Raw genomic sequence first — 9,893 nt, 5'->3', positions numbered from 1 at the left:
CGCGCAGGCCAGCGCGATCGCGAGCAGGCCGAGCGCGACGCCGCGCGTTTCGCCGAGGCGGCGCGTCAACGCGGCCGCGCCGAATGCGCCGAGCCCCATCGCGACGACCGGCAGGCTCGTCAGCAGCGACGCGCCGTAGAAGCTGAGGCCGGTGGCGTTGCGGATCGTCGTCATCAGCGGGCTGATCGACGTGAGCAACGGCCGCAGATTGATGCCGATCACGACGATCGCGCCGAGCCACACGATGTCGTGCCACGTCAGTGCGGCATGGACCACGTGGTTGGCGTGGTTCGCGGAGGTGCAGGACGAGCGGGCGCTGGAGGACGAATTCACGATGGACCTGAAGGCAAAAAGCGGCGCGGCCTGACAAGAGCAACGGCGGCGCGGAATGGAACCGGGCGAGCAGCGGCGCATGCGTGCGCCGGAGCCCGATGGGGCGGGCGGCGCGAGCCGGCGCGGAAACGGAAAAAACCGCTGCAAGCTTTCTTTTGGTTAGCCATAATAACATGAAATGGTTAACCATTTTGAGGAATGTCCGGTATAAGCCGTCGCATAAGCCGCGATGCAGGCTGAGCCGCGAGCGCCTTGGCGTCTCGCATGGGCCACCGCTAGAATGCCAGGCGATGCCGCGATGCCGCGATGCCGCGATGCCGCGATGCCGCGATGCCGCGATGCCGCGATGCCGCGATGCCGGCTTGCCGCTCAGGAGCGGCTAAGGTGCCGCTTACGCGCGGGCTGGACGCCGCGGGCGTGCAAGGCGGCATCGCCCATGCTCGCCGACTTTACACCGGCTCTGCATGGTCTTCGCTCCATCGTTACCCGCTTTTTCCGTCACTGAATTCATGGCCTCACGTACCCGCCGTCCTTTACCTGCTGAATCCGCCGCGCCTGCTACAGGCACGACAGACGACACCGCGCCGAGCGTCGAAGAGCGCATCTACACATCGATTACCGCGGCGCTGCTGCAAGGCCGTCTGCGGCCGGGCGCGCAACTGGTCGAGCGCGACCTCGCGGCGGCGTTCGGCTGCACGCGCGGCGCGCTGCGCAAGGTGCTCGCGCGACTAGGCTTCGAGGGCAAGCTCGTGCTTGAGGCGAATCGCGGCGCGTTCGTGCCGTCGCCGTCGGAGGAGGACATTCGTCAGGTGTATCGCGCGCGGCAGATCGTCGAGGCGGGCATCGCCGCGTCGCTGTGCGGCGCGCTGAGCGCCGCTCACAAGCGCCGTCTGCGTGCGCATGTGCGCAGCGAGGAGAAGGCGCTGCGCACGGGTGCGATCGACGAATCCGTGCGCCTCGCCGGCCAGTTTCACGTGCTGCTGACAGAACTCGCGGGCGGCACCGAACTGCTCGGCATGGTCGGGCAACTGGTCGCGAAGACCGAGCTGTACAAGGCGCTGTTCGATCCGTCGAAGGGTTCGAGCTGTTCCGCCGACGAGCACGCGCGCATCATCGACGCGCTCGATGCCGGCGACCTGCCGGCCGCGCTGGCGGCGATGCGCGAGCATCTATCGGAACTCGAGGAGCGGGTGATCGAGCAGGTGCGCAGAAGCGCAGCGGCAGAGGATCTGGGGGCGGTGTTCGGGGGGTAGGGGGCCGTGCGCGCAGCATGCGGTGCGAGGTGTGCCTTCCCGCTACTTGCGCGCACTGCATCGCCGCATCTTGCGGGTACGCAGTGCGCCATGCGCTGCTTCAGCTTATCTCCGCCGCGCAGCCTGCGGCGGGCGGGGCGCGCCGCCGCTCGGGCGCTCGTCCTTGTGGCGGAAATTGATGCGGCCTTTGGTCAGGTCGTAGACCGACATTTCGAGCGTCACGCGATCGCCCGCCAGAATGCGGATGTGGTTCTTGCGCATGCGTCCCGATGCGTAAGCGCCGACCACGACGCCGTTGTCGAGCGTCACGCGGTAGCGGCTGTCCGGAAGCACTTCGTCGACGATACCGTCAAGTTCAATCAGTTCTTCTTTCGCCATGCATAACTCCTGGTCGATGGATGATGAGTAGAGAGCCGGTCGCCGGCAAAACCGGGCGACGCGGCCTGGAATACGTGGTTGGGCGGGGTGTCGCGCCGGAGCGCGCCGCCGGCCCGTGCCTGCGATGGCGCCGGCCGCCTTGGCCGCTCAAAGATCGGCGACCGACTGGCCGTTCACCTGGCCGTCGATGAGCCGTTCGGCGTGCGCCATGCAGGCGATGCGCGCCTTGCCCATGCCGTCGAACGGAAACAGATACTGCAGGCGGAACACCCGGCCGTCGGCGGCCGCATTCGCGCCGACGCGGCAGATGCGCACCGACGCGTCGTAGCCGGCGCCGGGATCGCGGCTCGTCTGCGCGCCCGCCGGGCGGTGCGGATAAACGAGCGGATGAATTTCGTAACCCTTGTAGGTTTTGACTGCTGGATTCATGAACAACGTGTCCTGTATGGCGTGATCCGCGTGGCGCGCGTGATGTACGGCGCGACGGCGCGGACCGGGCGGCGCAGCCCCGAAGGCGCGCCGCGATGAAAAAGGGTTGGCACAGGCCAGGCTAACCGGCCGGGCAGGCTCAATGACAATGGCTCGAGCGGCCGCGCGAAATCGCGGATTCGACGGAAAAAACACGCTGAAGTCGCGCGGACGCCGCGCGCATCGGACGCATGAAGCTGAACCGCTCAGTTGTACGACTCGCGACGGCGAATGCATGCGGCGCATTGCCGGGGTGACGGGATCGCCGGCGAGCGGCGGTCGAACAGTCGGGGGTGGTGCGGAGATGCCGGTTTGAGACTGCTTGGTGCTGCCAGTGCTGCTGGGTGCGAAATGCAACTATTGCAATATGATGCCTTAAATGGGCCTGATTGGATAGTGCAAAGTTCCGCGCACGCCCCGCATGTGCCCCGCATCGCCCGTCTGGCGGGGCTTTGCACGCAGGCGTGCGGACCCGGCATCATGCCGTCGATGTCGCGGCGGCGGCCATCGGTCGCGATGCCCGGCCCATCTCGCTACAATGGCGCGTTGCGAGCCGGGCCGGCTCGCGCGCTTTACCGCCCGGCTTCGGCGAGCCGCATCGCTGCGCTATTCGCGGCCCGCACCCTTGCCGCCTTCTTCGAACCCCGCGTTTATCTCATGCGCAATCAGAACGTGTCGCCTGTCAAAGACCTGCTGCTCAAGCGCTACGCGCCGATCGCCGACGGCATCGCCGCGCTGCTCTATCCGTGCGCCGAAGTGGTGATTCACGATCTGCGCGATCAGACCGTCGCGTATCTGGCGAACAATCTGTCGCGGCTCGAGGTGGGCGCGCCGTCGGTGCTCGACGACGCGCACTTCGCGGCGCGCGGTCAAACCATCGGCCCGTACGAGAAGTTGAACTGGGACGGCCGTCGCATGCGCTGCGTGAGCAACATCCTGTTCGACGACGACGGCAGGCCCGCCGGCATGCTGTGCGTGAACTTCAATATTGCGGTGTTCGAGGACGTGCGCTCGACGCTCGATCTGTTCATCAAGGGCGGCTCGATGACCGACGCGCCCGCCGAGGATCTGTTCCGCGACGACTGGCAGGACCGCATCAACACCTATCTGCATACCTGGCTGCGCGAACGGCAGATCGGCATCAATGCGCTCACGCGCGAGCACAAGCGCGAAATCGTCGAGGCGCTGCATGCGCAGGGCGCGTTTCGCGGACGCAGCTCGGCGAACTACGTGGCCGCGGTGCTGACGATGGGCCGCGCGACCGTCTACAAGATTCTGAAGCAGCTGAAAGAGGGCGGCTGACGCGCGCTTGAACGCACGCGGACCGCACTTGCAAATGTTTCGATCGAACCCGATATGAGGACTGATACCGTGCGCTACCGGCACTACAAGGGCGGCATTTACGAACTGATCTGCGAGGCGACGCTCGAATCCGATCCGACGGTCACGATGATCGTCTACCGGGCGGCCAATGGTACGATCTGGACCCGGCCCGCGACGGTGTTTTTCGAGCTTGTCGAGCTTGACGGCGCGAAGGTGCCGCGCTTTGCGCCGATCGACGATTGATACCGCACATGAGCCGTGAACGAGCGGCAGATGCGTGCTAAATGCGTGGTAAATGCGCCTCAACGCGGTTTGCCGGAACGATAGAAACGGATAGAAACACAGGAAAACCCACAGGAAAACCGAATGCGTCTATTGCTTGCCATCCTTCTGCCGTGGTTGCAGTTCTTCACGATTGGCCGTCCGTTCGCGGGCATCATCTGCCTGATCCTGCAGGTCACGCTGATCGGCTGGGTGCCGGCCGCGATCTGGTCGGTCTATGCGCTGAGCCAGTACAACACGGACAAGAAGATTTCCCGCGCGCTCGGCAACGGGCGCTGAGTCACCGGCCCTGAATCACAGGTATTGAATCGCGGGCCTTGAATTACGAGCCTTGAACCGCAGGCGCTGAGTCGCTGCCTCGCTCCTCAGCGCGCCGGTAATTCGATCGTGTCCGGCACTTCGATCACGAGATCGGTTTCGGCGATCGCCACGCACGGCAGGATATAACCCTCGGTCTTTTCCTCGCGGCTGAGGCCCGGCCATTCGATCGTGTAACGCACGCGGCCGGCCGTCATCCTGCACAGACAGGTACGGCATGTGCCATTGCGGCACGAACGCGGCAAACGCAGATTCGCGAAAGCGGCGGCTTCGAGAAGCGTCAGCGAATCGGGGGCTTCGAAGCTCTGGCCGAGCGGTTCGACGCGAACCAGAGGCGGGCGGATGGAGTCGGGCATCGTGCGAATGAGGGGCGGCGCGCGGCAGCGAGCGGTCGAGCGCGACACTTTACACGCAATCGCGCGGCCGGTTTCGCAGTTGTTTCCGCAGTTTTGCCCTCACCGCCGTTTTCGCGCCTTTCTTTGCCGTTGCGCCATACCGCGCCGCAACATGCACCGGCGTGTGCGGCGAAATGCGCATCAGGAGCCCATTGAAGGCACCTCGAATCGCGCACCGAATCGCACACCACCAGCACGCATCTCAAGGAAAACCCAGGTAAGGCTTGCGCCTTGCGCGAACTCGTCTAAAGTGAATCAATTCACCTCGGCGCGCCGCGAACTCGCTGCCGCAACGAGGTGACGGCCCGCGTCGGCTGCATGGGACAAGGAGGAACGAGCGGCGGACACGACAGGATGCAACCCGTGCGCGCATTACCGCATCACCTCATGCGCGGCAATTTTCCAGGTGATTCCCATGCAGATCCAATTCCCGAACGAAGCGCCTGAATATTCAGGTCGCGAACTGACCCTGGCGTTTCCCGCGATGATCGACGGGCAGAGGGTGGAGTGCATGATCACCGCGGAAGCCCTCGAAGATCACTTCGGCGCGTTATCGCCGCGGCTCGAAGACATGGTCGTCGCATTCGACGCGCACCGGCCCCGCATCGAGGCCGCCACGCGCCGCCTGCTGTCGGAGACGCGGGCGCAATGTCTCGTGCTTAGAAGCGGCTATGTGCGCTTCTACGAGGCCAACTGGCGCAATTGAGCGACGCCGTTTGGGCGCCGCCTGGGCGCTTATGTGAGCGCTGCTGAACGCTGCCCGAGCATTGTCCACGCCGCGCCGTGCAAGATCGCGGCGAGCGTGTTTCTGTGCGCCTCGCGCTCAGATCATCCGCCGCAGCGCGCGATCCTTGAAGATCACGTGATGCACGATCGCCGCCAGCGCGTGCACGCCGATCACCCCGTAGAACACGTTGCCGAGCAATTCGTGCGCGTCCTTGAGCAGCGGGCGGGCGATCGAATCCGCGCCGATCAGCGTGAAGCCGATGCCGGTTCCCGCAAGCGTGACCGGGTGGCCGCCGGCGTTGAGCATCAGCATGCCCAGCAGCGGCTGCACGAAGATGAAGAGGTAGAGCGCGAGGTGCACGGCGCGTGCCGCGAACGCGAGCAGCCGGGTGTTTTCGATTTCCTCGGGCGCGCCGGCCCAGAGTTTCCAGAGCAGCCGCAAGACCGATAGCGAGAGCACGAGCGTGCCCGCCCACAAATGAATGCCGGTCCAGAACGCGCGGCTGTCGGAGCCGCGCGGGCCGCGTATCTCGATGGCCAGATAGGCGAGCGCGACGAGCAGGAAAATGATCCAGTGGAAAAAGACGGCGGGCCTCGTGTAGCGGTCCGTCGCGCGGTTATAGGAAGACATGCGGGGCTCCTCGGGAGAAGTCGGTCGTTTTCGGAATCAACGGATGATAAACGGTGCCAGGGGGTGGCTGCAGTTTCGGAGAACGATCGTCGATCTTTGCTTAAGCGCCCCTTAGCCGGGGCGCGAGTGGCGCCGGGGCGCGGCTCGGCGGTTGCCCGGCAGTTGCCTGACCGTGGCTGACGTGCCGCGAGGCTGCCGGGTGGCGCGCCCCGTTTGGGGCCGCTCGTCTGGTCCGCCCGTCCGGTTTCACTGCCGGGGTTCACCGCCTGGGGCCGCTGCCCGCTGCCCGCCCCGTTCGCACGCGCGGCCGCGCCCCGGACGCGCCGCCACGCGCCGACGTCCTTACTCGCTGCCGAGATAGAAATAACGGAACAGGAAAATCGCCGCGATGATCCACACGACGAGCTTCACCTGGCGCGCCTGGCCCGTCAGCAGCTTGAGGCCCGCGTACGAGATGAAGCCGAACGCGACACCGTTGGCGATCGAGTAGGTGAACGGCATCAGCAGCGCGGTCAGCGCGGCCGGCACGACTTCGGTCGCGTCGTCCCACGGCAGATCGAGCATTTCGCGCAGCATCAGGCACGACACGTAGAGCAGCGCGGGCGCGGTCGCGTAGGCGGGCACCACGCCCGCGAGCGGCGCGAAGAAGAGCGCCGCGAGAAACAGCACGGCGACCGTGATGGCGGTCACGCCGGTGCGCCCGCCCGCCTGCACGCCCGACGCGCTTTCGATATACGCGGTCGTCGACGAGGTGCCGAGCAGCGAGCCGGCGAGGATCGCGGTGCTGTCGGCGAGCAGCGCGCGGTTCAGCCGGTGCATCTTGCCCTCGACGAGCAGCCCCGCGCGATTCGCGACGCCCATCAGCGTGCCGGTTGCATCGAACAGTTCGACGAGGAAGAACACGAGCACGACGTTCAGCACGCCCGACGACAGCGCGGCGCGGATGTCGAGCTGGAACAGCGTCGGCGTGATCGACGGCGGCGCGGACACGACGCCGTGAAACTCGTTGCCGCCGAAGAAAAAGCTCAGGATCGTCACGCCGACGATGCCGATCAGGATCGCGCCGCGCACGCGCAGATAGTCGAGCGTGACGATGCCGAAGAAGCCGATCGCAGCGAGCACGACGTGCGGGTCGTGCAGATTGCCGAGCGTGACGAGCGTGGCCGGATTGCCGACCACCACGCCGGCCGACTTCAGCGAAATGATCGCCAGAAAGAGGCCGATGCCGCCGGTGATCGCGATGCGGATCGAGTGCGGAATGCCCTTGACGATCACCTCGCGCACGCGGAACAGCGTGACGATCAGGAACAGGCAGCCCGAGATGAACACTGCGCCGAGCGCGGCCTGCCACGTATAGCCCATGCCCTTCACGACCGTGTACGCAAAGTACGCGTTCAGGCCCATGCCGGGCGCGAGCGCGATCGGGTAGTTCGCGTAGAAGCCCATGATGATCGAGGCGAGCGCGGCCACGAGGCAGGTTGCGACGAACACCGCGTCTTTCGGCATGCCGGCGTCGCCGAGAATCGCCGGGTTGACGAAGATGATGTAGGCCATCGTCAGGAAGGTGGTCACGCCGGCGAGCACTTCGGTGCGCAGGTTGGTGTCGACGGCGTCGAAGCCGAAGTAGCGTTTGATCGAGTCCATGTGGCGGGTCTTTTCTCTCTCGTCGTTCTGAAGGTGTTGTTTGCGGCGTGAGTCGGGTGTTTCTGTGGCGTTGCTGCGGCGTTTCTGTTTCTGTGATTGATGCGGGTGCTTCGATTTTCTTCGATTCACCGCGGCGGGGGCGGCAGCGCGGCCCGTGCGCGGCAGCGGCTCCCGGCGGTGCGGCGGGCACCGCGCCAGCGTTATCGCGGAATTGTAATCACGAATGGCGGCGCTCCGGCGTTCGCGGCGGCTTGCGCGGCGCGCCGGGGCCCGTCAGCCGGTGGATTGGCCGTCCGAGTGTGGCGTCGGCGCATCACTGCGCGTTATTGCGCACCATCGCGCCTCATGGTGCATCGCCGCGCGGCACGTTGCGCGCGAGCCAGCGATCGAGTTCGCCCGCGAACGTTTTGCCGTCGCGCGGGCTGAAGGCGGACGGGCCGCCCGTATCGACGCCGCTGCCGCGCAACTGGTCGAGCATCGCGCGCATCCGCAGCCGTTCCTCGATGGTGCCGGGCGTGAACCAGTTGCCGCGCGGATCGAGCGCGTGCGCGTTCTTTTCCAGCACGGCGGCGGCGAGCGGGATGTCGGCGGTGATGACGAGATCGCCTGCGGCGACGCGCTCGACGATCAACTGATCGGCGGCGTCGAAACCGGCCGGCACCTGGATCGCGCGAATCAGCGGCGAGGGCGGCACGCGCAGAAACGTATTGGCGACGAGCGTCAGCGACACGCCGGTACGGCGTGCCGCGCGAAAGAGCATGTCCTTGACGATGGCCGGGCAGGCGTCGGCATCGACCCAGATTGGCATGGTGCGGGCTCCGGCTGCTGTGCCGCGGCTGCGCGGCGGCGAGGGTATCGAAGGGCCGTGATGATACCTCGCCGCGGCCCGCAAGCGCGAACTGACGGCCGCCACGGCTCAGCGCATCGTCGCCGCTCAGTGCACCGTCGCCGCCTCGGAGTGCTGCTGCGCGCGCCGCTCGGCGACGATGCGGCCCGCGCGCTGGGCGCTGACCGGATAGCCGAGCCAGTCGAGCGGTTCGTAGCCGGCGGCGCGCCACTCGGCGAGATCGGCGCGCACCTGGGCGCGCGTGGGCGGCGCCGCCGGGTCGGCTTGCGCTACGGCTGGCGCGCACACGGTGCCGATACAGGCGGCGGCCAGCAGTACGCCGCATTCGATACGGGAAAGTTTTTTCATGACAGGCTCTCGCTCAGAACATCCGACCCTCACGGCGCGGACGGCTTGCCGAAGCGCTCCAGCACCGCGCTGACGAGGTCGATCGGCAGCGGAAACACGATCGTCGAGTTCTTGTCGGCGGCGATCGTCGTCAGCGTTTGCAGGTAGCGCAGTTGCATCGCCTGCGGCTGCCGGGCGAGCGTCTGCGCGGCTTCGAGCAGTTGCCGCGACGCCTGCAGCTCGCCTTCCGCGTGAATCACCTTGGCGCGCCGCTCGCGCTCGGCTTCCGCCTGGCGCGCAATCGCGCGGATCATCGTTTCGTTGATGTCCACGTGCTTGATCTCGACGATCGACACCTTGATGCCCCACGCGTCGGTCTGCGCGTCGAGCACCTTCTGGATGTCGGCGTTCAGCTGCTCGCGTTCCGACAGCAGCTGGTCGAGGTCGTGCTTGCCGAGCACCGCGCGCAGCGTGGTCTGCGCAAGCTGGCTGGTCGCCTCGAAGTAGCGCGCGACCTGGATCACCGCCTTCTCGGGATCGACCACGCGGAAATACACGACCGCGTTGACCTTGACCGAAACGTTGTCGCGCGTAATGACGTCCTGCGGCGGCACGTCGAACACGACCGTGCGCAGATCCATGCGCACCACCTGCTGCACGACCGGGACGATCAGCACGAGCCCCGGGCCCTTGACCTTCCAGAAGCGCCCGAGCATGAACACGACGCCGCGCTCGTATTCGCGAAAAATCCGCACCGACGACGCAATCAGCGCCGCGGCAAGCAGGATCAGGATGCTGCTGAAGCCGAATGTAAAACCGATCATGAGCGTTCTCCTTTTATCTGGGCGCCGGCCGGCGTGACCGGCACGACCGGCTCGACGCTCAGCGTGAGGCCGTGGCGCGCGGTCACGCGCACGCGGTCTCCGGGCGCGGCCGGAGACCGCGTGCGCGTGACCGCGCGCCACGGA

The 9,893-nt window shown here is 66.3% G+C and carries 13 protein-coding genes and 1 pseudogene; 5 read left to right on the top strand and 9 right to left on the bottom strand.

Annotated elements, in window-relative coordinates; genetic code table 11:
* A pseudogene (locus tag G3N58_RS32525) lies at positions 1-333 on the bottom strand (MFS transporter); the annotation flags it as partial.
* A gap of 509 nt (positions 334-842) precedes the next feature.
* On the opposite strand from G3N58_RS32525, the gene G3N58_RS32520 reads away from it, so the two are divergent.
* Complete coding sequence (locus G3N58_RS32520; RefSeq protein ID WP_205299311.1) at positions 843-1,586, top strand: GntR family transcriptional regulator; 744 nt, start codon at positions 843-845, stop codon at positions 1,584-1,586.
* Between the two features lie 105 nt (positions 1,587-1,691).
* On the opposite strand, the gene infA is transcribed toward G3N58_RS32520, so the two are convergent.
* Positions 1,692-1,964 carry a translation initiation factor IF-1 gene (gene infA / locus G3N58_RS32515; protein ID WP_167041524.1) on the bottom strand — a complete coding sequence of 91 codons (273 nt, stop codon included), beginning with the start codon at positions 1,962-1,964 and terminating at the stop codon, positions 1,692-1,694.
* A 147-nt stretch (positions 1,965-2,111) separates the two neighbouring features.
* Complete coding sequence (locus G3N58_RS32510; RefSeq protein WP_167041527.1) at positions 2,112-2,393, bottom strand: hypothetical protein; 282 nt, start codon at positions 2,391-2,393, stop codon at positions 2,112-2,114.
* Between the two features lie 696 nt (positions 2,394-3,089).
* Between G3N58_RS32510 and G3N58_RS32505 the strand changes: the two genes are divergently transcribed.
* The 3 genes from G3N58_RS32505 (at position 3,090) to G3N58_RS32495 (ending at position 4,316) form a co-directional block, all read left to right on the top strand.
* Complete coding sequence (locus tag G3N58_RS32505; protein WP_167041531.1) at positions 3,090-3,734, top strand: PAS domain-containing protein; 645 nt, start codon at positions 3,090-3,092, stop codon at positions 3,732-3,734.
* 54 nt (positions 3,735-3,788) lie between these two features.
* Positions 3,789-3,998, top strand: a complete 210-nt coding sequence (locus G3N58_RS32500; RefSeq protein ID WP_206001243.1) for a DUF1653 domain-containing protein — start codon at positions 3,789-3,791, stop codon at positions 3,996-3,998.
* A gap of 123 nt (positions 3,999-4,121) precedes the next feature.
* Positions 4,122-4,316 (top strand): YqaE/Pmp3 family membrane protein, encoded by a 195-nt coding sequence (locus G3N58_RS32495; protein WP_167041537.1) that lies wholly within the window; start codon positions 4,122-4,124, stop codon positions 4,314-4,316.
* 86 nt (positions 4,317-4,402) lie between these two features.
* On the opposite strand, the gene G3N58_RS32490 is transcribed toward G3N58_RS32495, so the two are convergent.
* Positions 4,403-4,711 (bottom strand): 2Fe-2S iron-sulfur cluster-binding protein, encoded by a 309-nt coding sequence (locus G3N58_RS32490; protein WP_206001242.1) that lies wholly within the window; start codon positions 4,709-4,711, stop codon positions 4,403-4,405.
* 454 nt (positions 4,712-5,165) lie between these two features.
* On the opposite strand from G3N58_RS32490, the gene G3N58_RS32485 reads away from it, so the two are divergent.
* Positions 5,166-5,456: a DUF1488 domain-containing protein gene (locus G3N58_RS32485; RefSeq protein ID WP_167041543.1), complete on the top strand. Its 291-nt coding sequence runs from the start codon at positions 5,166-5,168 to the stop codon at positions 5,454-5,456.
* Between the two features lie 117 nt (positions 5,457-5,573).
* Here G3N58_RS32485 and G3N58_RS32480 read toward each other — a convergent pair whose 3' ends face one another.
* From G3N58_RS32480 to G3N58_RS32460, 5 genes are all read right to left on the bottom strand, one after another.
* A complete protein-coding gene (locus G3N58_RS32480) occupies positions 5,574-6,107 on the bottom strand; it encodes a cytochrome b/b6 domain-containing protein (RefSeq protein WP_167283843.1) in 534 nt (177 codons plus the stop codon).
* Positions 6,108-6,449: 342 nt separating this feature from the next.
* On the bottom strand, positions 6,450-7,751 hold the full coding sequence (locus G3N58_RS32475; protein ID WP_167041549.1) for an NCS2 family permease: 1,302 nt from the start codon (positions 7,749-7,751) through the stop codon (positions 6,450-6,452).
* A gap of 343 nt (positions 7,752-8,094) precedes the next feature.
* Entirely contained in the window at positions 8,095-8,559 is a 465-nt protein-coding gene (locus G3N58_RS32470) for a YaiI/YqxD family protein (RefSeq protein ID WP_206001241.1), read from the bottom strand.
* 126 nt (positions 8,560-8,685) lie between these two features.
* Positions 8,686-8,946, bottom strand: coding sequence for a DUF4148 domain-containing protein (locus tag G3N58_RS32465; protein ID WP_206001240.1), 261 nt, complete (start codon positions 8,944-8,946; stop codon positions 8,686-8,688).
* A gap of 29 nt (positions 8,947-8,975) precedes the next feature.
* Positions 8,976-9,749: a slipin family protein gene (locus G3N58_RS32460; RefSeq protein WP_167041558.1), complete on the bottom strand. Its 774-nt coding sequence runs from the start codon at positions 9,747-9,749 to the stop codon at positions 8,976-8,978.
* Between the last annotated feature and the right edge of the window lie 144 nt (positions 9,750-9,893).

Origin of the sequence: Paraburkholderia sp. Ac-20342, assembly GCF_017104985.1 — a bacterium.
In the GTDB taxonomy this organism is placed as follows: domain Bacteria; phylum Pseudomonadota; class Gammaproteobacteria; order Burkholderiales; family Burkholderiaceae; genus Paraburkholderia.
The sequence above is the reverse complement of the archived record's forward strand: the minus strand, read 5'-3'. Positions and strand labels throughout refer to the sequence as shown.